The sequence below is a fragment of the Desulfovermiculus halophilus DSM 18834 genome (assembly GCF_000620765.1).
Classification (GTDB): Bacteria; Desulfobacterota; Desulfovibrionia; order Desulfovibrionales; family Desulfothermaceae; genus Desulfovermiculus; species Desulfovermiculus halophilus.
In genome coordinates this window covers 1-23,332 of record NZ_JIAK01000012.1, presented here as the reverse complement: position 1 = coordinate 23,332, position 23,332 = coordinate 1, and the positions used below count along the sequence as shown (strand labels likewise).

General features: G+C 54.7%; 21 protein-coding genes. 13 read left to right on the top strand and 8 right to left on the bottom strand.

Features of this window, described 5'->3' with window-relative positions:
* Positions 1-16 precede the first annotated feature (16 nt).
* The 3 genes from N902_RS16870 to N902_RS0107260 all read right to left on the bottom strand — a co-directional run bounded on the left by N902_RS16870 (position 17) and on the right by N902_RS0107260 (position 2,393).
* On the bottom strand, positions 17-1,579 hold the full coding sequence (locus N902_RS16870) for a BCCT family transporter (RefSeq protein WP_084287982.1): 1,563 nt from the start codon (positions 1,577-1,579) through the stop codon (positions 17-19).
* A 10-nt stretch (positions 1,580-1,589) separates the two neighbouring features.
* The gene (locus tag N902_RS0107265; protein ID WP_027370399.1) at positions 1,590-1,922 is read right to left on the bottom strand and encodes a helix-turn-helix domain-containing protein; all 333 of its coding nucleotides are present in this window, start codon (positions 1,920-1,922) and stop codon (positions 1,590-1,592) included.
* 144 nt (positions 1,923-2,066) lie between these two features.
* The gene (locus N902_RS0107260; protein WP_027370398.1) at positions 2,067-2,393 is read right to left on the bottom strand and encodes a hypothetical protein; all 327 of its coding nucleotides are present in this window, start codon (positions 2,391-2,393) and stop codon (positions 2,067-2,069) included.
* Between the two features lie 243 nt (positions 2,394-2,636).
* On the opposite strand from N902_RS0107260, the gene N902_RS0107255 reads away from it, so the two are divergent.
* The gene (locus tag N902_RS0107255; RefSeq protein ID WP_027370397.1) at positions 2,637-3,149 is read left to right on the top strand and encodes a hypothetical protein; all 513 of its coding nucleotides are present in this window, start codon (positions 2,637-2,639) and stop codon (positions 3,147-3,149) included.
* A gap of 27 nt (positions 3,150-3,176) precedes the next feature.
* Here the strand turns inward: N902_RS0107255 and N902_RS0107250 are convergent, their stop codons facing one another.
* The gene (locus N902_RS0107250; protein ID WP_027370396.1) at positions 3,177-4,256 is read right to left on the bottom strand and encodes an NAD(P)-binding domain-containing protein; all 1,080 of its coding nucleotides are present in this window, start codon (positions 4,254-4,256) and stop codon (positions 3,177-3,179) included.
* Between the two features lie 856 nt (positions 4,257-5,112).
* Between N902_RS0107250 and N902_RS0107245 the strand changes: the two genes are divergently transcribed.
* Positions 5,113-5,493, top strand: a complete 381-nt coding sequence (locus N902_RS0107245; protein WP_153304163.1) for a hypothetical protein — start codon at positions 5,113-5,115, stop codon at positions 5,491-5,493.
* Positions 5,494-5,592: 99 nt separating this feature from the next.
* Here the strand turns inward: N902_RS0107245 and N902_RS18690 are convergent, their stop codons facing one another.
* The gene (locus N902_RS18690; protein WP_051564408.1) at positions 5,593-6,051 is read right to left on the bottom strand and encodes a MarR family winged helix-turn-helix transcriptional regulator; all 459 of its coding nucleotides are present in this window, start codon (positions 6,049-6,051) and stop codon (positions 5,593-5,595) included.
* A 598-nt stretch (positions 6,052-6,649) separates the two neighbouring features.
* Positions 6,650-7,750, bottom strand: coding sequence for a class I SAM-dependent methyltransferase (locus N902_RS0107235; protein ID WP_027370394.1), 1,101 nt, complete (start codon positions 7,748-7,750; stop codon positions 6,650-6,652).
* Positions 7,751-8,347: 597 nt separating this feature from the next.
* Here N902_RS0107235 and N902_RS0107230 point away from each other — a divergent pair.
* Positions 8,348-9,409: a 3-deoxy-7-phosphoheptulonate synthase gene (locus tag N902_RS0107230; RefSeq protein WP_034622154.1), complete on the top strand. Its 1,062-nt coding sequence runs from the start codon at positions 8,348-8,350 to the stop codon at positions 9,407-9,409.
* A 1,166-nt stretch (positions 9,410-10,575) separates the two neighbouring features.
* The gene (gene aroB, locus N902_RS0107220; RefSeq protein ID WP_027370392.1) at positions 10,576-11,604 is read left to right on the top strand and encodes a 3-dehydroquinate synthase; all 1,029 of its coding nucleotides are present in this window, start codon (positions 10,576-10,578) and stop codon (positions 11,602-11,604) included.
* 133 nt (positions 11,605-11,737) lie between these two features.
* Here aroB and N902_RS0107215 read toward each other — a convergent pair whose 3' ends face one another.
* Entirely contained in the window at positions 11,738-13,309 is a 1,572-nt protein-coding gene (locus tag N902_RS0107215) for an acyl--CoA ligase family protein (RefSeq protein ID WP_027370391.1), read from the bottom strand.
* Between the two features lie 80 nt (positions 13,310-13,389).
* The gene (locus tag N902_RS0107210) at positions 13,390-14,172 is read right to left on the bottom strand and encodes a TrkA C-terminal domain-containing protein (protein WP_027370390.1); all 783 of its coding nucleotides are present in this window, start codon (positions 14,170-14,172) and stop codon (positions 13,390-13,392) included.
* A gap of 193 nt (positions 14,173-14,365) precedes the next feature.
* Here N902_RS0107210 and N902_RS18685 point away from each other — a divergent pair, with 193 nt between their 5' ends.
* From N902_RS18685 to cas2, 9 genes are all read left to right on the top strand, one after another.
* Positions 14,366-14,857, top strand: a complete 492-nt coding sequence (locus N902_RS18685) for a four helix bundle protein (RefSeq protein ID WP_279614651.1) — start codon at positions 14,366-14,368, stop codon at positions 14,855-14,857.
* Positions 14,858-14,908: 51 nt separating this feature from the next.
* A complete protein-coding gene (locus N902_RS0107200; RefSeq protein WP_027370389.1) occupies positions 14,909-17,074 on the top strand; it encodes a CRISPR-associated helicase/endonuclease Cas3 in 2,166 nt (721 codons plus the stop codon).
* Between the two features lie 27 nt (positions 17,075-17,101).
* The gene (cas5c, locus tag N902_RS0107195) at positions 17,102-17,758 is read left to right on the top strand and encodes a type I-C CRISPR-associated protein Cas5c (RefSeq protein ID WP_027370388.1); all 657 of its coding nucleotides are present in this window, start codon (positions 17,102-17,104) and stop codon (positions 17,756-17,758) included.
* Positions 17,755-19,494: a type I-C CRISPR-associated protein Cas8c/Csd1 gene (gene cas8c, locus N902_RS0107190; RefSeq protein ID WP_027370387.1), complete on the top strand. Its 1,740-nt coding sequence runs from the start codon at positions 17,755-17,757 to the stop codon at positions 19,492-19,494. Before cas5c ends, cas8c begins: the two co-directional genes overlap by 4 nt.
* Positions 19,495-19,497: 3 nt before the next feature.
* A complete protein-coding gene (gene cas7c, locus N902_RS0107185) occupies positions 19,498-20,373 on the top strand; it encodes a type I-C CRISPR-associated protein Cas7/Csd2 (RefSeq protein ID WP_027370386.1) in 876 nt (291 codons plus the stop codon).
* Positions 20,374-20,465: 92 nt separating this feature from the next.
* Entirely contained in the window at positions 20,466-20,972 is a 507-nt protein-coding gene (locus tag N902_RS0107180; protein WP_153304162.1) for a four helix bundle suffix domain-containing protein, read from the top strand.
* Positions 20,969-21,598: a CRISPR-associated protein Cas4 gene (gene cas4 / locus N902_RS0107175; protein WP_034622153.1), complete on the top strand. Its 630-nt coding sequence runs from the start codon at positions 20,969-20,971 to the stop codon at positions 21,596-21,598. The genes N902_RS0107180 and cas4 overlap by 4 nt, the downstream gene beginning before the upstream one ends.
* Positions 21,595-22,626, top strand: coding sequence for a type I-C CRISPR-associated endonuclease Cas1c (cas1c, locus tag N902_RS0107170; protein ID WP_027370383.1), 1,032 nt, complete (start codon positions 21,595-21,597; stop codon positions 22,624-22,626). Before cas4 ends, cas1c begins: the two co-directional genes overlap by 4 nt.
* A 3-nt stretch (positions 22,627-22,629) precedes the next feature.
* A complete protein-coding gene (gene cas2 / locus N902_RS19150) occupies positions 22,630-22,923 on the top strand; it encodes a CRISPR-associated endonuclease Cas2 (protein ID WP_084287973.1) in 294 nt (97 codons plus the stop codon).
* Positions 22,924-23,332: the final 409 nt, after the last annotated feature.

The window sequence follows — 23,332 nt, the reverse complement described above, 5'->3', positions numbered from 1 at the left end:
CCATGTTCCGAAAAGCCTAATCGTCCCAGCCGTACTTGTCCACATAATTGCGCAGGCCGCGCAACACCGCCCAGCACATCATGAGCACAATGACGGCAAATGGCAGTCCGGTGGTGATGGCCGCAGTCTGCAGGGCCACCAGCCCGCCTCCCATGAGCAGGACGGCAGCAACCAATCCCTCGGTAATGGCCCAGAACAAGCGCTGGGGCTTGGGGGGGTCCGGGTTGCCCCCGGCGGTGATGATGTCGATGACCATGGAGCCGGAGTCGGAGGAGGTCACAAAGAAGGTGATGATCACCAGGATGGCCAGCAGGGAAGTAATCATGCTGAAGGGAAAGTTTTCCAGAAAGACGAACAGGGAGACGGGAATGTTTTCCTGCACCGCCTTGGCCAGTCCGCCCATCCCGAACTGTTCAATGAATATGGCGCTGTTGCCGAAAACGGTCATCCACAGGAAGGTGACCACCGTGGGGACCAGGAGGACGCCCAGGAGGTATTCCCGGATCATACGGCCATAGGAGACTCGGGCGATGAACATGCCCACAAAGGGGGACCAGGCGATCCACCAACCCCAGTAGAACACGGTCCAGCCGTTCTGCCAGGTCCCTCCGGTATAGGTCTCGTTCCAAGTGGACAGGGTGGGGAAGTTCTGGATGTAGCTGCCTATGTTCTGGATAAATCCGTTACAGATAAACAGGGTCGGGCCCAGGATGAGGACAAAAAACATGAGTATGGCCGCAACGGCAATGTTCACCTGACTCAAGAACTTAATTCCGGAGTCCAGTCCCCGGACCACGGACCAGGTGGCAACTGCGGTAATGCCGGCGATGAGAACCACCTGGACCCAGGGAGTCTGGGGGATGTCGAAGAGGTGGGCCAGTCCGGCGTTGACCTGCTGAACGCCGAGCCCCAGAGAAGTGGCTACACCGTACAGGCAGGAGACTGTGGCCAGGATGTCGATGACATTGCCCAGGGTGCCGTAAATCCGGTCCCCGAGCAGGGGGTAGAATATATTGCGGATGGACAGGGGCAAGTCTTCAGAGAATCCGAAAAAAGCCAAGCCCAGGCCGACCAGGGCGTAAATGGCCCAGGGGTGCAGCCCCCAGTGCAGAAAGGTCAGATCCATGGCTTTTTGTGAGTTTTCAGCTGTTCCGGCTTCCGTAAAAGGGTTGCCCACAAAATGGAACATGGGTTCGGCTACCCCGTAGAAGAGGATGCCGATGCCCATCCCGGCGCTGAAGAGCATGGCGAACCAGCCCAGGGTGCTGAACTCCGGTTCAGCATCCGGACCGCCGATGCGCAGGTTCCCGTAGCGGGTGAACAGCAGGCCGAAGCAGAAGAGGAGGACCACATTCATGACCAGGACAAAGAACCAGCCGGTGAAGTTCGAGATCCAGCTCTGAACACTACTGAACATGGCATCCGCTGTGTCCCCCAGGACCAGGGTGAACAGCACCCCCAGGATGATGATCCCGGCCCCGCCGAAAAACACCCAGGGGTGGATGTCGTATTTGAAGATCTTATTGTCCAGATTCTGGAGGGTGTGCGACATGCGCCGCGAAGAGTTTGTATCGGTCATGGAAACTCCTTTAGTTGAGTTTGGTCAAAACAGTCCTGCCGTCCTCTTCTTCGGTCATTTCAAAGGCATCGGCAGGTCTGAAGTTGGGCAGGCACAAAGTGGCCGGGGAGCAGACATATCCCCGTCTGCGGCGGAGAGTGCGGAGGAAGGCTTCCTCTTCCTCCAGAAGCCCCGGTATTTCGTAGTAGTGCTTATCCCTGCGCTGCAACAGAAGAAGATGCTCCTTCAAGGTGTATCTGGAGATGCCCAATTCCTTCATGATCTGCCTGGCGGTCTTGCCTTGGGCGATCATGCCGCGCAGACGATCGGGGCGAAATTTTGTTGAATAATCACCTGTGGCCATGCAGTTCCTCCCGTGGGATGCTCTGAGGAAAAGTGCGGTTTATGCATTTTATATGCGGCGGGCAAAAAAGCGATCGCGGCCTGGATGAATCACCCTGGGTGGAGGGCTGATACGAGGCCTGGGGCACAACGGAAAGGAGGCGGATTAGGTGATTTTAGTCAGGATGATCTTATCCTTTTCCACGGTCATTTCAAAGCGATCACCGGGCTTAAATCCCGTCTTGTCCAGCATCTTGGGGGAGAAGATGATTCCTTCCCGGGTATAGGAGGGGTGCGGATCCCGGCTCTCGTCGTGAAGCCCGGGAATTTCGTAATACGCTTTGTCCCGGTGCTGGAGCATGAGGAGATGTTCCTTTAAGGACCACCTGGAGATGGACAGCTCTTTCATGATTTCCTTGGCCGTCTTGCCTTCCTTAATCAGCTCTCTGAGCTTATCCGGACGATAATTGTGGCTGAAGCTTCCATAACGCATGTCGCGTACTCCATTCGTTTGCGCGGCACTGGAGCCGAGATGCCCTCATCCCGCAGTTGTCATGGGAAATATTATCACATCTCCTACCAAAGAAGCGGTGCAAGGTCAAAACTTGGATTGTGTTGTCCAGCGAAACATTCTGCGCTATGTTCGCCCGACCTTGTACTGCAAGGGTCCTGGACAACTGCACGAGTCAAAACGTGCTGAAATCCCAAACTCTTTGGGCCTTAAGCCGGAGGATATATGGAGACCTGGCTCCTCGCTGCATGTACAATTTTCATCATCGGGATTGCGGTCATTGTCCTTCGTTTTGGGCGGCCGGCTCCGGAGAACCGGGGGCAGGCCAGGCTGGCCTCCAAGCTGGACGATGCCTTGTCTGTGCAGACCCTTGCCCGGCTGGACAGCGGTTTCGATGTCTATTATGCGGGCCAGGCGGTTATCCCTTCGGCCCTGTTGTTCGTCCCCCGGGAGGACACCCTGTCCTGGAAGCTCAGAACCGGATCCAAGGGCTGGAAGCCGGTCCAGGACCAGGAGAAGCTCAACGATCTATTTCTGCGCATTCGCCGGGAAGACTCGGCTAAGGCCTACAAGCTGTGGGTTCTGCTCCCCCCCTCCTCCCTGACCCATCTTGCCCCCGGCTATGCATACCTGTTCTCTCCCCGCCCCCTGCCGCCCCAGAGGGTCGCCGACTCCCGCAACCAGGTCAGCGTGCACCCATTGCCCGAGTATAACAGCAGTCTCTACGGCTCACGCTGATCCGGATTCGATAGTAGATGCGCAGGGCTACACAAAGCTGCTTGTGTCCACGTCCAGGAGGACGCTGTCCTGTATCCAGGACGGCAGGGCATTGATGGCTGCGTACAGGGACTTTTCCGGAGAGGAGAAGTCCAGTTTGTCCTGGACAAAACCGTCGATATCCGGAGCGTTGCCCGCGACCAGCTCCCGAACCACGGCGTGGGTGGCCAGAGGGGCCCCCTGGTGCTTGTCAAGCACGAAGGCGAAGGAGAGAGCGGTGCACAGCATGGGCATGACCGTGAGTGAGGAAAGCCCCTGCTCCAGACAGAGGTGAGCTGCATAGATGGCATCCACGGCCGCGTGCTGAAGCATGAAGCCCTGATCCCAGGTATTATCCCTCACCCCCTTGCTCAGGGCCACATCCCACTGTCGGGTCCCGCCTGCCCCGTTATTCAGAAAGTCGAAGAACTGGGCTTGGGACTGTCCGGTGAGCGGTTCCTGGAAGCACTCGGACTTGAGGGCCGCTCCGGAGCAGATCCCGGTCAATCCATTGAAGACCATGAGCTGGCCGATGAGTTTGACCTCCGCTCCGGCGGTGACTCGTTCTCCAAAGAACTGCGGGTTTCCAAGCTGCTGCAGGATCGGCTCCAGTCGTTTGTACAAGGCCGGATCGCCGCTGGCCAGGATAAGCATGGTTGCGGCCTCGGCCCCGGCCGGACCGCCGGTCAGAGGATAGTTGACGTAGGCAATGCCCTGCTCCTGCAAGAAAGAGTGGGCGGACAGGGCAAAGCTGGAGCTGACCGTGGACAGATGCAGGACAAAGGGCAATGGATCGCACCTCTGCTGGATGATCGGAGCCAGGGTACGCAGGATCCGGCAGTCGTCCCCGTTTTTACCGGCACAGATGACCACTCCGTCCAGGTTGCCGTCTCCGATCACGGCCTCCAGGTCCTGGACCAGCTCGGCCCCATGGTCAGACCAGGCTTTCCGGCACCTCTCCCGGCGCTCATCCCTGGTCCCCCGGTCGTGAATGCGAACGAATTGCGCGCTGTCTGAACCGGACAGATGTCTGGCTGCCGGACTGAGCATGAGCCCCAGTCCACCTATGCCGACGAGTCGCATAGTCATGGCTGTCTCCTCACTGCGTTTGGTTCTTCGACGTAGCCTGTGGATTTTTGGAGTTTGCCGTCTCTTCTGTGTGCCCACTTTCGGCCCGGTATTTTCTAACTCCCGCCAAAGGGGGATCCCTGCCCCCTCCCGGCTACTCACGCGCAGATCACTGCTTTCTGTGTGACTTAAGCTTACCATACACGTGAGTGCCGGGTGGCGGGACCAAGAAAATGTGCGGGCCTGCCGCTCACGGCACACAGAAGAGACGGCAAACCCTTATGTAGGCAATTCCACTTTCTGTGTAGAAGAGCCCTGCATTTCTAGTCGTTGTTCAGCTTTACAAACCGAATAGTAAGAGGGGGATAAAAAATCATATTATTTTTCTTGACAAGGGATGCCCTTGGTCCTAACAATAAATGTGAATGACGTGAAGTTACATTGCACATGAATCGAAAGCTTCATCCTGAGATAGTGCAGGTATAAAAGATTGCTGTAAAAATAAGTATGAAAGATCTGCATACAGTTAATCTTTCCAGGTCCTTCTTCGAATAAAAACCATGTGTAATTTGGTTAAAATGTGTTGTTTTTAAGTCAATTCTTGTTCTTCTGAAATCAAGATATCTAGGCGCTATAAGCAAAAAAGAGTTTGGTTATGTCCTGGTTGATGTTTGCCGCTCTCATGCTGTCCCCCTTGGCTGCTTTTCTTGTATGGAAAAAAGGCGCGTGGCTTGGAGGGTCTGTTCCTGCTGTACTCACTAAGCCAGCTGAGTCAAAGGAAACGCATGAAGATTCGTCCCCTGTTGCCGTTTCAGTGTATCGGGAAAAGAAGCACGCTGAAGCTCAGGAAGCCAGGATCGTCAATGACCTGGACAGAATGATCGAAGCATTGGAGTACGAGGAAAAGCCGGTTGACCGGCATCTTTTGTATCGGGACATAATCGCCCACACCTTCCCCAAGCGGCATCAGGATCCGAAGGCCCGGGACATTTTCATGACCACCGCCCAGGCTCATCTCAAAGAGATTCCAGGGATTATAACTGAGCTTATGGACCGGTTCGGGGCAAAACCCTACTTCTTCACCTTCAGCTATTATGCCATAGCCTTGACCGAGGCCTTGGAGTTCGACAGGGCCATGGAGGTCTGTCGCCTGGCCCTGGCCTATGGGGCCAAGGACGCTCTGGGCGTGGGGTTTGACCGGCGCATCGAGCAGATTGCCAAACGCAAGGCCAGGATTGAGGCCAGCAAGGCGGCATAAGGCGTCCCCCATGCCCCACCGGCTTGGTTTGTTCCGCTGTTCGTGTCGAACCAGGCGGCTCGTGGGCCGGTCTCGCTCTGATCCCGGGGCAGCCTCCGGCTACAGCCGGAGCTTTTCGATGTTGTTGACGATCCCCTGGGTGAGGCGTTTGGCGTACTCCATGTCCTGTTCGGAGAAGTCCTGAAACACTTTGGCGGTGAAGTCTTCCACCAGCCTGGTCAACGGCTCCTGCAGTTCCCGGCCCTTGGATGTCAGATACAGGTTGGTCCGCCGTTTGTCAGTTGGATCGGGGCGGCTTTCGACCAGCCCTTTCTTGGCCAGGAGGTTGACGATCCTGGAGATGGTGTATTTGTCCCGGCCGGTCTTGTCCGTGACCTCGGTCAAGTACAGACCTTCCTTTTCCCACAGGCAGCACAGCACAGACCACTGCTCCGGGGTGACCCCTATTCCGGACTGATGCAGGGAACGGTACAGTGCGGTTTTCATGTGCATGGCGGTGCGTACAATGAGATAGTACGTTGACTCGTGCAGGGGGAAGGCTGTGTGGTTCGCGGTCATAAGCTCCCTGAAAACGGGTATGCGGTCTTGAACATTCTTGGTTCCTCTTGGTTGTCCCAGTCCAGCCGGATCAAGAATAAATGAGATACCCCGATCGGGGCAAGCCCTTTCAATACGGCTTTGCGCATTGGGGTTCTTCGACGTAGCCTGTGGATTTTTGGAGTTTGCCGTCTCTTCTGTGTGCCCACTTTCGGCCCGGTATTTTCTAAGTCCCGCCAAAGGGGGATCCCTGCCCCCTCCCGGCTACTCACGTGCAGGTCACTGCTTTCTGTTTGACGAAAGCATATCATGCACGTGAGTGCCGGGTGGCGGGACCAAGAAAATGTGCGGGCCTGCCGCTTACGGCACACAGAAGAGACGGCAAACTCTTATGTAGGCAATTCCACTTTCTGTGTCGAAGAGCCCGCATTGGTTAGGAGAATCCAAATCGAAATCGGGATCGCTATCGAAATCGAAAGGATATGTCATTCGGTGCAGGAGGCAGCCTCAGCTTATGGATATCGATCCCGATCCCGAAGAAAGAAAATCTTAACAAACGGATGCACTGGACGCTCATTCTTCGCGCCAGTGATCCTAAGTGTTCAGAGGGTATCAGCACTTACGGCTTTGCGGCCTGGAAGTGCAGATTGAAGGGATCGCCGGGAATCTCCCGGACGGAAATATCCGTGAAACCGGCCTGTTCCAGCATGGCCACTGCCTTCTGCCGTCCCCACATCATGCCCAGCCCGGCGCCGTTGTCCGTGAGTCCCACCGGCATGCAATGCATCAGGCTGACCGTGTAGAGAAAAGGCCCCAGGGGATGATCTGCGTTGTCGGCCAGGCGGCTGCTGGCGGCAATGTCCACCATGGACAGCAGGCCTCCAGGCTTGAGCATGCCCAGGATCCCCTGCAGCGTCTTTTCCGGATGGGGCTGGTCGTGTATTGCGTCGAATGCGGTGACGTAGTCGAAGCAGTCCATCCACTCCTGGTCTCCGGCAATGTCTGCTGCGTCCTGGTGGATAAACCGGATATTGCTCAGGCCCAGCCTGGCGGCTTCATTTTGGCCCATGGCCAGGGCCTGGGGGTCGATGTCCAGAGCGAGGATGCGGCTGGCTGGAAACGCTTGGGCCATAAGCAGGGCGGCTGTGCCCCGGCCGCACCCAACGTCGCAGACCTGAATCCCGTTTTGCAGGGCGGCCTGTATCCTTCCTTCCGCGACTGAGGGCAGAAAGGATTCCACCAGGGTCTGTCTGTGCTTGGCATCGGCCAGCTGAGCCATAAAGGCTTGAAAATCCGCGTAGTTCTCGTAGTCTACGCCCTGGCCGGTGGCAAACCCCTGGGCCACCCGGTCGTAGGCAGCCTGGGCCAGCAGAGGTGTTTCCTGGGTGTACACCCCCATGTTCGCCTGTCCGGCCCGCCTGGTTATCAAACCGGCGTGTTCCGGGGGCAGAAAGAAAAGATCCCGGCCGTCCCGGTCCCGGCTGAGCTCGACAATCCCGCCGCAGACCATGACTCCAAGCCATTCCTGGATATAGCGCTTGGACAGCCCGGCCTCCTCGGCGATGTGCTCTGCCGTGGTCGGCTGGGCAATGCGGTCCAGGACATCGAAGAGTCCGGTTCGGTAGCCCAGGCCCATGGACAGATTCAAGGCGCCGTAGTTGAGGATCCCGGTCATTTTTTGGGCAAAGGCCTGGGCCTTGGATTCCGAGAAGTCGTTCATAGCAGCTCCGTATCCGTTTGCATGGGACCTTGCCAGCGAGGCGCTGAAGGCCTGATCCCGGCCGTTGAGGTGTTTGGGTAGATGACCAAGCTGTCGCTTTCGTCGTGGCCTGCATCTGTATCCCAAGTAGAGGCCGAAGAAAAGTCCGTAAAAAAATCGGGTGCAAACGAGTTTTTGGGGCTTGACTGATCGGTGTAGATTGGGCTACGCTGATCACAATTTGAACATGAGAAAAACTCCAAACAGGAACACACTGCGATGAATCTGCGTACAGGCACCTGGTCCATCTATTTTAGCTTTTATTTTTATTTTTACGGACCTGGTCTGCCTGGCGTTCGCTGAGGAGTAGTCAACACATTATCCCAGAAGCCGTGGCAGACCACACAGGTCTCCACGGCTTTTTCTTTCTGGGCCGTGGGGAGAACCTCACGGCCCTTTTTCATGTCCAGGCCGGGAGTCAAAGCATGATGTCCACAGCACAACGGAAGAGGAGGAAAGGATGAGCATTTCGCGCGCCCAAGGGTATATCCGGTGCGGCAGCCGAAATGACCGCACCTTTAGCTGGTCCACACAACATATTGAAGAAAGGAGGAGATGATGCACGCAACCGACGACATACGAATTCAGGGGTACACGGCCATGCAGACACCACGGCAATTAAAGCACGAGCTGCCTCTTTCTGCTGGGGCAGGGGAATGTGTGCGCACCGGGCGAAAGACGATACAAGACATTCTGGATAAGAAGGACCGCAGGCTGCTGGTTATATCCGGTCCCTGCTCCATCCACGACGAGGAGGCCGCTCTGGAGTATGCCCACAGACTGGCCCGGCTTTCCCGGGAAGTGGACAGGACCATGGTCGTGGTCATGCGGGTCTACTTTGAAAAGCCAAGGACCACAGTGGGCTGGAAGGGCCTGATCAACGATCCCAACCTGGACGATACCTGCGACATACAGACCGGTCTGTACCGGGCCAGGAGACTGCTGCTGCAGATCAATGAGCTCGGCCTGCCGGTGGCGACCGAGATGCTGGATCCCATAACTCCCCAGTACGTTGCCGATCTGGTCAGCTGGTCGGCGATCGGGGCCAGGACAACAGAGTCTCAGACTCACCGCCAGATGGCCAGCGGCCTGTCTATGCCGGTGGGGTTTAAAAACAGCACAGACGGCAATCTGGGCACAGCGGTGAATGCCATGCAGGCCGCCCGGGCCCCGCAGACCTTCCTGGGCATCGATCAGGACGGCCAGACCTGCGTGGTTAAAACCGGGGGCAACACATACGGACATGTGGTCCTGCGTGGCGGGGAAAAGCCGAACTACGATCCCATAAGCATCGAGGAAACCAGGCTGAATCTGATCAAGAAAGGGCTTCCGGAAGCCGTGATTGTGGACTGCTCCCACGCCAATTGCCACAAAAAGCATCAGGGCCAGGGCAATGTGTTCAAGAATGTCCTGGAGCAGATCCTGCAGGGCAACGAGGCGATCCTGGGGCTCATGCTGGAGAGCAATCTGCATGAAGGAAGCCAGAAGTTCTCCGGCGATCCTTCGGCCCTGGAGTACGGGGTGTCCATCACCGATGAATGCATTTCCTGGGAGACGACAGAGGAGCTGCTGCATCATGCGCATCGCCGGTTAAGTCGAGTCAAGCTGCAGGCGGCGTAAGACGGAAGACAGAAGACAGAGGACAGACGTCAGAGATCAGAGGTCAGAAGACAGTGGTCTGTAGTCAGAGGGCAGAAGACAGGGGAAGAAGAGAGTCTCTGTGGAATGCTGCTTTGATCTGCGGATCACGCTGTAGGGGCGGATAATCATTCGCCCTTTTTCGACCGTGCGGCGAGGCGATCCGGGCCAAAGGCAACACCCCCCGTAGCCCCCCTCAAGGGGGGACAGACAGAAGACAGAAGACAGATGTCAGATGTCAGAGGTCAGAGGTCAGAAGACAGAGGACAAAAGACAGAGGAAGAAGGGAGTCTCGGTAAAATGCTGTTTCGATCCGGGGGATCACGCTGTAGGGGCGAATAATCATTCGCCCTCTTTCGGCCGTGCGGCGAGGCGATCCGGGCCAAAGGCAACACCCCCCGTAGCCCCCCTCAAGGGGGGACAGAAAGAGGGCAGAAGACAGAAGACAGACGTCAGAGATCAGAGGACAGGAGACAGAAGACAGAGGAAGAAGGGAGTCTCGGTAAAATGCTGCTTCGATCCGGGTGATCACGCTGTAGGGGCGAATAATCATTCGCCCTCTTTCGGCCGTGCGGCGACGCGATCCGAGCCAAAGGCAACACCCCCCGTAGCCCCCCTCAAGGGGGGACAGAAAGAGGACAGAAGACAGAAGACAGAGGACAGACGTCAGAGATCAGAGGTCAGACGTCAGAGATCAGAGGTCAGACGTCAGACGTCAGAAGACAGAGGGCAGAAGACAGAGGAAGAAGGGAATCTCGGTAAAATGCTGCTTCGATCCGGGTGATCACGCGTAGGGGCGAATAATCATTCGCCCTCTTTCGGCCGTGCGGCGACGCGATCCGAGCCAAAGGCAACACCTCCCGTGCCCCCCTCAAGGGGGGACAGACAGAATACAGAGGACAGAAGACAGAGGACAGAGGACAGAAGTCAGTAGGCAGTGGACAGTGGTCTGTAATCAGAGGGCAGAAGACAGACGTCAGAGATCAGAGGTCAGAAGTCAGAGGTCAGGGGAAGAAGGGAGTCTCTGTGGAATGTTGCTCCGATCTGCGGATCACGCGTAGGGGCGAATAATCATTCGCCCTCTTCGAACTCTTTTGCTTGTGGGTTGGTATTTCAGGAACATTTATCTCCATCATCCAAGGCTTACCATGCACGAAACCATCGTCCGAACCCAGGGGCATACATCCCGTATACGTGTCGGCCGGCATGAAGATGACCTGGCCGCCCTGCTCCCCACCCAGCGGACGGCCATCATCACGGATGAGCGAGTCTTTGCCCTCTACGGCCGCAGATTTCCGGACTTTCCGGTCCTGCGCATGGGCACCGGAGAGGGGGTCAAGACCCTGGACACCGTGGCCCGGCTGGCCAGGGAACTCATGGACCTGAACGCTGACCGCTCCTGGTTCATCCTGGGGATCGGCGGGGGGATCGTCTGCGACACTGCCGGGTTTGCGGCCTCCATTTATATGCGGGGGGTGCGTTTCGGGTTTGTGCCCACCACCCTTCTGGCCCAGGTGGACGCCAGCGTTGGGGGAAAAAACGGAGTCAATCTGGACGGGTACAAGAACATGCTCGGGGTCTTTCATCAGCCGGAGTTCGTGCTCTGCGATCCGGGATTCATGTCCACCCTGGAAGACGAGGACTTCTCCTGCGGCTTGGCCGAGGTGATCAAGCATGCGGCCATTGCCGACCCGGACCTGTTCGCATTCCTGGAGTCCAACCGGCAGGATGTTCTGGCCAGGGAGCCCCGGGCAGTAAAGCGCCTGGTTGCCGATTCAGTCCGGATCAAGGCCAAAGTGGTCGGCCAAGACGAAAAGGAGGGCGGGCTGCGCCGGATCCTCAACTTCGGGCACACCCTGGGCCATGCCCTGGAAAGACAGACCGGGGTCTCCCACGGCCGGGCCGTGAGCCAGGGCATGGCTGCTGCGGCCGAGCTTTCGGTCCGCTTCGGCCTGTTGTCCCGGTCCGAATGCGACCGGTTGACCGCCATGCTTGCAGCCTACGGCCTTCCGACCCGGATGCAGGCCGATCCCGCTTCTCTGACCCAGGCCTTGGGCCGGGACAAGAAACGGGAGGGCGGGGATGTGCATTTCGTCCTCCTGCAGGGATTGGGCCGGGCCGTGATCCGGACTTTGCCTCTGTCCGAGGTGGAAAACGCCCTGTGCAGCATAAGCTGACCTGTTGGGTAGCCACTCCCAGTCGGTATCGAAATCGTGCCTGCGCCTTGGCAGGCATGTGGGTTTGTTGTAAAAAAGCCCGCTCTTTATAGACAAGAGCGGGCTTGCAGTCAGTTCTTGGTGCTGGGATGAGCTATTTCCCGGACCGCAGCTTGTGCTTCTGGATCTTGCCGGTGGCTGTCTTGGGCAGCTCGCCGAACTCGATCTCCTTGGGCACCTTGAACTTGGCGATCCGTTCCTTGCAGAAGTCCTGGATCTCCTGGGCCGTGACCTGGGTCCCTTCCTTGAGCTTGATATAGGCCTTGGGCACCTCCTGCCACTTTTCATGGGGCATGCCGACAACGGCAACCTCCAGGACCGCCGGGTGTTCATAAATCGCGTTTTCCACTTCCACAGAGGAGATGTTTTCTCCGCCGCTGATGATAATGTCCTTGAGCCGGTCCTTGATCTCCACATAACCGTCCGGATGGGTCACGGCCAGGTCCCCGCTGTGGAAGACCCCGCCCCGGAAGGCCTCGGCTGTTTCCTCGGGCTTGTTGTGGTAGCCGAGCATGACATTGTTTCCCCACATAACGATCTCGCCGATGCTTTTCCCGTCATGGGGCACGGGCTCCATAGTATTGATGTCCAAAACATCCATATAGGTGGTGGTGACATAGGGCACACCCTGCCTGGCCTTGATCTTGGCCCGCTCTTCAATCGGCAGGTCATCCCATTCTTCTTTCCAGGCACAGAAGCTGTGCGGTCCGTAGACCTCGGTCAGGCCGTAGCTCTGGGTCACGTTGCAACCGATGGCCTCCATCTGGCGGATGATGGATGGAGAGGGCGGTGCGCCGGCGGTGTTGATGACGAACCCGTCCGGGACGTCCACCGGGTTACGGTTGGCATAATCGGCCATGGCCGAGAGGACCACCGGGGCTGCGCACAGATGTGTGGCTTGGTTCTTGGAAATCGCGGCAAAGATGTCTTCCGGGACGACCTTGCGCAGGCAGATGTGCGTGGCCCCGGGGGCGTTGATGCCCCAGGGGTGGCACCATCCATTGCAGTGGAACATGGGCAGGGTCCAGACGTACTTGGAACGGTGATGGATGTGATACTCATAGACCTCGCTCAAGGCGTTCAGGTACGCCCCTCGGTGGGAGTAGATCACGCCCTTGGGCTGGCCGGTGGTCCCGCTGGTGTAGTTGATGGTGATGGGCTGTAGCTCGTCGTCCACTCCAAAATGAAAAGACTCCGGCTGCACATCCAGGAACTCCTCGTAGTCCGGTCCGTCAAAGGCCTTGCCCTGCACATCGCAGACATTGACGATCTCAATGCCTTTGATCTCGTCCATGATGGGCTCAATGGAAGGTGCGAATTCAGTATCGATAAACAAGATCTTACTTCCTGAATCCTGTAGGATATAGGAAATCTCCCGGGACGAGAGCCGGATGTTAATGGTTACCAGCACGGCGGAAAGCAGGGGCACGCCCTGATGGGCCTCCAGGGTCGGCGGGGTATTGGGGCAGAAGAAGGCTACTTTGTCGTCCTTGCCGATCCCCCGCTGCTTGAGGGCTGTGGCCAAGCGTCTGACCCGATCCTTGAACTGGGCGTATGTGTACTGGGTATCGCCGTAGACAATGGCTGTTTTTTCCGGAAATGCGTAGGCGCTGCGTTCCAGAAAGTGCAAGGGGCTTAAGGGTTCATAGTTGACGCTTCGATTCATGGGACCTCCTTGGGTTTGATCGGGCCTGAAAACCTCTCTTTGCATACAAAACAATGTTTAGACGAATCGTCAGTACGGTGTCAATCCGCCCTTTTGCCGCTTGAAGCGTCCTTTTCCGCTTCTTCCTGCAGGACCTCCTCCTGCTCCCGGACCGCTTCTTTGTGCTCCTGGTCTCCGGCAAATCCGGCCTTGCGCCGATCCAGCTCCTCAATGGCCTCGATCCGTCCGTACAGGACCAGGGCGTCTCCCCGCTGCAGCAGGGTATCGCCCACGGGATTGCCGATGAATGTCCCGTCCGGCCTGCGCACGGCCAGGACATTGATCCCTTCGTTTCTAAGCCGGGAATCTTTGATCAGCCTTCCGGCCAGCCAGTCGCTTTCCCGGATCTTCAGCTCTGCCAGCCGGTATTCGCCGGTCAGATGGAGCAGGCTGGCGTAGTCGGTGATGTTCAGCCTGGTGAACCGGTTGAGCATGCCGTCGATGATCCGGGAAAGCCATCTGTCCACCCAATGGCTGGAAGCAAACCCCCACAGGACACAAATCCCCCCGATGAGCAGTCCGATTCTCAGGGTCAGGCTGGAAGCGTCTCCGCGCTGCACAAAGCCCAGGATCAGGGTGGACACGGCGGCCACGATCCCGGCGTTTCCGATCAGAATGAGGAGCATGACGATTCTGCGCCGGACCGGATGGTTGACCACCATCTCGGATTCGCTGGTGGTGAACCCGGCTCCGGAGAACGCGGACCTGGCCTGGAACTTGGCCGACTCCCTGGTCAGGCCGGTATGAGTCAGGGCAATGGTGGCGATGCGGGTGATCAGAATGGACAGAAAAATGACCACCAGCAGGGAGACAATGGAGATCACTGGCCGGCTCCTGGCACGGGTTGGACAAGCATTTCCATATCACGTCGTGCGATCTGGCGCAGGGTGCACTCCTTCCATAATGGGCATCAACCTATGCCCTCCCAGTCTTCCAGTCAATCGAGACTCCCGGGTGAAGCCGCATCGAATCCATGGAGATTCTGATCCGCTCCGAGAGCAATGAAAAAAATATTGCTTGCCCCTTGCAGGACAAAGTGAGTGTCGATATGTTGACGCCAAAAAAGCAGACGAACTGTACACCATGACCGAGAGCAGGGAGTGGAAAGGCGGCTGGAGCCTGCGGGATCAGATCGAGAGGGCCGCTTTGTCTGTACTCAACAATATCGCCGAGGGTTTTGAACGGGGGACCACAAATGAGCTGCTCGCGTTTTTGTATATCGCCAGGGGCTCTGCCGGAGAGGTCCGCTCCATGCTCTGCTTTCTGGAACGCCGAGCTGCTTTCAGCAATTTCAAATCTCAAATCTCAAATTTGAGATCCACAGCCGAGAGCTGCTCCCGCCAGCTCAGGGCCTGGGCCGATCATTTGCAGAACTCGGAGATCAAAGGTCAGAGGCATCTGAATGAGAAATCCAGGAAGGGCTACCAAGCCAGGAAAGAGCAGGCCGACTTCCGGCAGGAGCTTCTGGAGAAACTGCCTGCTGGGCATCCGCTGCGGAGGAAGGGGTGAAGAATATATCACGCCAATGTTCAGATAAAGTAAGCCAATCATGAGGGCCAAATGACGTACTATGCACATACACTTGAAGGTAGTCCTCCCAGTGAATGGCAGTTGCTTGAAGATCATCTTGAAAAGGTTGCTGAACTGACAGCCAGGCATGCTTTGGCTTTTAATGCTTCGGACTGGGGGCGCCCCCTTGGGAAAGCCCACGATGTTGGCAAATATCGACTAAAGTTTCAGGATAAACTGGTCAAGCAGTCCAGTCGCAGGGTGGACCACAAAGGTGTAGGGGCCAAGTTGGCATGGGAGTCGTGGGGGCAACCCGGAAAACTCCTGAGCTATTGCATTGCTGGACATCACGGCGGACTTCCCAATTACGGGCACTCCCAGACGGACAACAGCATATCTCTCAGGGATCTCCTGGAACAGGCCAGCTCATTGCCGGAAGAGACTCCCGACCCCTTCCAGGATATTTCATTGCCAAGCGCATTGCCTTTTCAGCCGAAAAATGCCTTCCAGATTGCCTTTTTTACCCGCATGCTCTTTTCCGCCCTTGTGGACGCTGATTTCTTAGATACTGAACGATTCATGGATCCGGAAAGATATGCGGCCAGATCTTCCGGCCCACCGCTGGTAAAATTGCTCCACTCCCTGAATGCCAAGCTTGCCGGTTTTGATTCGCAGGGACGAATCAATCAATTACGCAGGGATATTTTGGACCTGTGCCGGGAAAATGCAGACCTTGAACCTGGGCTGTTCACTCTCACTGTGCCCACTGGAGGGGGCAAGACGCTGAGTTCCATGGCCTTTGCACTGGAGCACGCCCAAAAGTATGGTCATCGTCGTATTATCTATGTTATTCCTTATACTTCGATTATTGAACAAAATGCCAAGGTGTTTCGGGATATTTTCCCACCTGATGCAATTGTTGAGCATCACAGCAATTTTGATCAGCGTTCGCTGCCGGAAGACAGGGACCAATTCGGGGCGGGTTTGAGGCATCGCTTGGCCTGTGAGAACTGGGATGCCCCGGTAGTGGTGACCACCAATGTCCAGTTTTTTGAGTCACTGTACGCATCCAAGACCTCCAGATGCCGGAAGCTGCATAATATGGCAGGATCGGTAATCATTCTGGATGAAGCCCAAATGTTGCCTGTTGAATATCTCAAGCCCTGCCTGCGTGCCTTGGAGGAATTGACAGAGAATTATCAGGCTAGCGTTGTGCTGTGTACTGCCACCCAGCCGGCATTGAAAAAGCGTGATGAGTTCAAGCATGGTCTGGCGGGAGTACGGGAAATAGCCCCGGACCCCAAGAGAATGCACCAGGAGTTTTTGCGCACTCGACTTGAGGATGCCGGAACCCTGGCCCTTGAAGACGTGGCCGAATTGATCCGGGACAAAGAGCAGGTGTTGTGCATCGTCAATACCCGGACCCGGGCCAGTGACTTGTTTGACCTGGTGCATAGGGAACCTGGAGCGCGGCATCTAAGTGCTTTGATGTGCCCGGCTCATAGATCGCAAGAGCTGAAAGAGATCAGAGAAGCGTTAAGGGCTGGTGGACCATGCCGAGTGGTGAGCACCCAGTTAGTGGAAGCCGGCGTGGATGTGAGCTTTCCGGAAGTGATTCGTGAAATGGCTGGCCTGGACTCCATTGCCCAGGCGGCAGGACGCTGCAACCGCGAGGCTGAGCTAAAGGATTTAGGCAGAGTGACAGTGTTTACTCCTGAGGAAGGGCTGGCTTCAGCCTTTAGGCAAGCTGCTGGAAGTGCCCAAAGCACCCTTCGGCATTATGGAGATGATCCTTTTGCCCCTGAGGCTGTGGAGTTCTTCTTCTCTGAGACCTACTGGCTTCAGGAGCAGCTTTTGGACAAAAAGCAGATCCTGGAGGAATTCAAGGTGCCCCTAAACTGGGCCTTTCGGGATGTAGCCAATCGGTTTCGCTTGATAGAAAATATCATGTGCCCGGTCATCATCCCCTATAACCAGGAGGCGGAACAGCTGATTGAACGGCTGCGTTTTGCCGCCGCACCAGGAGGTGTTCTCCGGGAACTTCAGCACTATACGGTCCAGATTTATGCACATCAACTTGAAGCCTTGGATGAGGCGGGAGCCATAGAATTTGTTGATGAGCAGTATCCTGTGTTGATCGACAAAGAACTTTACAGTACCCAGCAAGGTCTCAAGGTCCCAAAAGAACCAAGAAAATCTGAGGAGTTTATTTGCTGATAGTCAGTATTCAGCAAGGAGGAAGCCGTGGCACAAGGAGTTCAGTTGCGAGTGTGGGGGGATTATGCCTGCTTTACTCGCCCGGAGATGAAGGTAGAGCGCGTCAGTTACGATGTCATGACCCCTTCGGCCGCTCGGGGCATTCTGGAGGCCATATATTGGAAGCCAGCCATTCGCTGGGTGATTGATCGGATCCACGTTATGAAACCCATTCGTTTCGACAATGTGCGGCGAAATGAAGTAGAGTCCAAGATTCCAATTAAGGGAGCAACCGGGGTGAATGCAGCCATGAAAGATGGGAAAACACCCCTGCGGCTGAATGTCGAGGACAGTCGTCAGCAGCGGGCAGCCATGGTGCTCAGGGATGTGGAGTACATCATCGAAGCGCATTTTGAGTACACCAATGGGGAAGATAAAAATGACGGAAAGCACTTGGAAATGTTTAATCGACGTGCATCCAAGGGGCAGTGCTTTCATCGTCCATATCTGGGTTGCAGGGAGTTTGCCGCCTTTTTTGAGCCGGTACAGGGACAGATCCCGGAGTCTTTACTGTCTGGTGAAAGGGATCTGGGCTGGATGCTTTATGACATTGACTACCAGGAAGACATGGCTCCGATTTTTTTCCGGCCAATCATGAAAAACGGCATTATTGATTGCCGCAATCACAAGGCGGTGGCCAAATGATACTGCAAGCACTCAATGATTATTATGAGCGGTTGCGGGCTGATCCAGATCAAGAGGTGTCTGATTTTGGGTTTAGCTATGAAAAGTTATCTTTTTCGTTGGTGTTATCGGAGCACGGAGCTGTGATTCAAGTTAGGGACTTGAGACGGTTTGAGGGGCGAAGAGTTTTTCCAAGACCAGCGGTGGTTCCAAAGCTTCCAAAAGAACGTTCAGGAAAAAATGCTCCGTCCTACTTTATGTGGGATAAGTCAAAATATGTATTGGGATGTGAATTAGATAATGATGGCAAAGAAGATTACTATAAAAATCAATTTTATAGCTTTGCTGAAGTGCACCATGAGATATTAGACGCTAATAAAGATGTCGGTGCAAAAGCGCTTTTGAGTTTTATTGATCAACGGATATTTGGCCAGATTCCGGAATGGGCTACGAAAGATTTATTAAGTACTGGGTTTATAGCCTTTGAACTTGATGGAGAAAATGGTTTTCTTCATGAAAGACAGGAAATAAAAGATTCTTGGCAAATATATCTCAGAGAAAACCAATCTGAAGTAAGAGGGCAATGTCTTATAACAGGTAAAAAATATTGTCCTATACCACGATCACATCCACAAATGAAAAATGTACATGGAGCACAGTCTTCTGGGGCTGCGTTGGTTTCCTTTAATGCACCTGCGTTTGGATCATATGGAAAAGGGATTTCTAATCTCAATGCCCCTGCCTCTGAACAAGCCGCCTTTGCCTATACCACAGCCTTGAACACTTTGCTTGCCTCAGGAAGCCGTCGCAAGGTGCAGATAGGAGATGCCACAGTTGTCTTTTGGACAGATGTTCCCGTGGCTGCTGAGGATTTTTTTGGTTTGGCTGTGGGCGGAAAAGAATCCGAAGACCAGAATATGACCAAGGAGATAGAACAACATTTACGAGCTGTAGTCAAAGGCCATTATCCCCACGAATTGGGGAAAAGAGATACAGCTTTCTACGTGCTTGGGCTCTCACCAAACGCAGCCCGGCTTTCAGTCCGGTTTTGGTATGTTGGGACTGTGGGCACAATGGCCGAAAATATCGGTGCTCACTACAAGGCACTTAGCCTTCAGCGCAGCTTTGAGAATGATCCTGAATATCCCCGTCCATGGTGGCTGTTAAAAGAGTTGGCTCCTCAGCGTGATTCCAGGCATATTCCACCTCTTTTGGCCGGGCAATTCGTCCGGGCTATTGTCCACAATCAGCTGTATCCAAGGACACTTTTAACCACGGTCATGGGACGTATCCGGGCCGACAAGCAGGTCAATTATTTACGAGCCTGTATTATTAAGGCGTATCTCACCAGAAATGCACGAAAGGAGATAGCTATGGGTTTGGACAAGGAAAATACTGATATTGGATATAGGCTGGGAAGACTGTTTGCCATTGTTGAATACATTCAAAATGACGCTGTCCCTGGGGCAAATGCCACGGTACGTGATCGTTTTTTTGGTGCGGCTGCTGCTACGCCCCGGCGAATCTTCCCGGTCATTTTGAAGAACGCTCAACATGGGCTAGCTAAAATCCGAAAGGAAAAACCGGGCTGGGCAGTTACTTTAGATAAATCCCTGCAGGATATTCTGGCCAGCGTGGAACCGCAAAAGGGGTTCCCAGCCACCATGCCGTTGGAGAAACAGGGCATGTTTGTCCTCGGATACTACCATCAGCGTCAGGACCTGTATACCAAACACGAAGACAAAACAGAGGAGTAAAACATGACAGCCATTCAAAACCGCTATGAATTTGTGTATCTGTTTGACGTTGAAAATGGAAACCCCAACGGAGACCCGGATGCTGGAAATATGCCCCGTATCGACCCGGAGACCGGTCATGGTCTGGTGACAGATGTGTGTCTTAAGCGTAAAGTCCGAAACTTTGTAGACATTGCCAAAAGCGATAATGAGGGCTTCAATATATATGTAGCTGAGAAGGCAGTCTTGAATCAGACCAATGAGATGGCCTACAAGGCTTTGGAATTAAAGCCTGAAAAGAAGAAATTGCCCAAGAAATGGGAAGACGCCCGAAAAGTAACACGTTGGATGTGTGATAACTTTTATGATATCCGCACATTTGGTGCGGTCATGACCACGGAAGTCAACTGCGGCCAAGTTCGTGGACCTGTACAACTCACGTTTGCTAAAAGCATTGGACCAATTGTTCCAGCTGAAGTCAGCATTACCCGGATGGCTGTTACCAATGAGCGAGACCTGGAAAAAGAGCGAACCATGGGCCGCAAGCACATCATACCCTATGCCCTGTATCGCGCTGAAGGGTATATATCCGCCCATCTGGCCGATGGAGACAAAGGGACCGGCTTTTCCGAGGCTGACCTCGATCTCCTCTGGCAGGCCCTGGAAAATATGTTTGATCATGATCATTCCGCAGCTCGGGGCAAAATGAATGCACGGGGCCTTGTAGTCTTCAAACACGATTCCAAGTTGGGCAACGCCCCGGCCCACAAGCTCTTTGATCTGGTCAAAGTAGAGAGAGCTACTGATCCCAATATCCCGGCCCGTTCTTTTTCTGACTACCAGGTCATGGTCGATGAAGCCAGTGTTCCTCAAGGAGTCACCTTGGAAAACAAGATTTAGGTTTGACCGGAGGTAGCCACGTGCCTGATGAACAAACGAATCCCCGGCTTGTACCACCGCATGGCGGTTACCAAAAACTGAAGTCCTATCAGATGTCAGAGCTCGTTTTTGATGGCACAGTTAAGTTCTGCGACCGGTTTATTGACCGGCGTTCACGCACCCATGACCAAATGGTCCAGGCTGCACGCAGCGGAAAGCAGAATATTGTGGAGGGCAGCATGGATTCAGGGACTTCCAAGAAATCTGAGCTAAAGCTTGTAGGGGTAGCCAGAGGCAGCCTGGAAGAGCTGCTTCAGGATTATCAGGATTTCTTGAGGACTCGGGGTCTCTCGCTGTGGGGAAAGGACAATCCGCTATCCAAGACTGTCCGCAAACTGTGCTACAAGAAAGATAGGTCCTATGCGACATATAAGACCTATATCGAAAATGCCCCGCCCGAGGTTGCGGCCAATACCATGATCTGCCTTATCCACCAGACCAACTTCCTCCTGGACCAGCAGCTGCGAGCTCTGGAAAAAGAGTTCCTGGAGGAAGGCGGATTCACGGAACGGCTCTACAGAACAAGGACACGGGCGCGATCCAAGGGGAAAGGCAAATGATGGGTGAAGAAGCCGAGATTCTGCCCCTCTCTGCCTTGCAGCATTTCCTGTATTGCCCTCGGCAGTGCGCTCTTATCCATATTGAAAAAGTATGGGAGGAGAACCGGTTTACTGCTGAAGGCCGGATACTGCACACCAGGGTGGATTCCGGGGATTCAGGAAAACGTGGCCAGGTATCTGAAGACAGAGCAGTTCCGATCCGCAGCCAACGCCTCGGTCTGTATGGGGTTGCGGATGTGCTGGAGATGCGGCCCGGCCCAGACGGGAAAAGTATTCCTTTTCCAGTGGAATACAAACGGGGCAGCCCGAAGATTGAGCCCTGGGACAGGGCTCAGCTCTGCGCCCAAGCCATATGTATGGAAGAGATGCTTGATGTGGAGATTCCGGAAGGGGCTATCTTTTATGGTACTCCTCGCCGACGGGAGAAGGTTGTTTTTAATCAGGAACTTCGGGAGCTTGTCCAGATAAACTGTCAGCAAATGCATGAGCTGATGAAGAATGGGGTTACCCCGCAGGCTGAATATGGACAAAGGTGTCGAGGATGCTCGCTGGTCCGGGCGTGCATGCCGAAACTGGGCAAGAAGCAAAAGGTGGAAACTTATCTCTTGAAAGGATTACAGGAGTGAAGAAGCTGCTGAATACCCTGTATATCACATCCCAGGGCAGCTATCTGTCCAAGGATGGTGAGTGTGTTGTGGTCAAGTCGGCTGAAGGACAGAAAAAACGCTTTCCGGTGCATGTCCTGGACGGTGTGGTCTGCTTTGGCAATGTCCTGTGCAGCCCATTTCTCATGGGCCATTGCGCTGAAAAAGGATTGTCACTCTCATTTCTGACCGAGAGGGGCCGCTACCTGGCAGCAGTCCACGGACCGCAAAGCGGAAACGTCCTCTTGCGGCGTGAGCAGTACCGCCAGGCTGATGATCCTGATGCTGCGGCCCGGGTTGCCCGAGGTGTTGTGGCTGGCAAAGTGGCCAATTCCAGGGCTGTTCTCAGGCGGTGCCTGCGGGATTATTCGGATCGAGTGGATGTTGAAAGGGTGCAGGGAGCCGTTGGTGTTTTAGATGGTTGTGCCCGTCGCTTGCGGTCTCCGGTTAGTCTTGACGAAATTCGCGGTTTGGAAGGATTGGCTGCAAATACCTACTTCGGCGTATTTGATGAATTGGTGTTGAGCAAAGAACAGGCCTTTGGTTTCAATGGTCGGGTTCGCAGGCCGCCCTTGGACAATGTCAATTGCTTGCTGTCTTTTGTATACACCCTTTTGGCACATGATGTGCGTTCAGCACTGGAAGCCGTCGGGTTGGATCCTCAAGTCGGCTTTCTGCATCGTGATCGACCGGGCAGGCCTGGTCTCGCCCTGGACATGATGGAAGAGTTCCGCTCCTTTTTGGCTGATCGCTTGGTGCTTTCCCTCATCAATCGAGGCGAAGTCGAAACCAAAGGATTCACGAAAAAAGAAAGCGGAGCTGTATTCATGGATGATAACACCCGCAAAACTGTGCTCACAGCCTGGCAAAAACGAAAAACAGACGAAGTAACGCATCCTTTTTTAAGTGAAAAGATTCCCCTTGGCCTAGCATTTCATGTTCAGGCCCGGCTATTGGCTCGTTACCTGCGGAAAGATCTTGAAGGCTATCCACCATTTTTCTGGAAGTGATGTATGATGGTACTTGTCAGCTATGATGTAAGCTTTGAGGATCCAAATGGAAAACACCGACTACGTAAGATTTCCAAAATATGTGAAAATTACGGCCAGCGTGTCCAGTATTCTGTTTTTGAATGCGTTGTGGATCCAGCTCAGTGGACGGCATTTCGACATCACTTGATGCAGGTATATGATGAAGAAAAAGACAGTCTACGATTCTATTTTCTGGGCAAAAATTGGCAACGCCGAGTTGAGCACCATGGAGTCGGAGTTGCATATGACCCGGAAAATGATGCCTTGATTCTATAAGCGCGAACCCCAAGTTGTCGACCTTTCCTTGGGATGTTCGCGGAATATTATTATTCAAGTATTACGATTAGTTAAAATTGTGGGTTTATGTTGTCAGGCAATAAAGTAAATCAAAAGCGGGAGGTCCGCGGAAACAGTGTTATAAAGCATTGCGGCCTCTGGCTTCAGGAGGCGGCTGTCGCCCCCCGCGCGGGGGCGTGGATTGAAACCTGTCCACCATCAAGCAGGACATCGAGGACGGCGGTCGCCCCCCGCGCGGGGGCGTGGATTGAAACCCTCGTATTGGAGACAATGGCATTGAAAACATGGGTCGCCCCCCGCGCGGGGGCGTGGATTGAAACATATTGATGCACAAGGCAATGCTTTGTGTCCTGAGTCGCCCCCCGCGCGGGGGCGTGGATTGAAACTT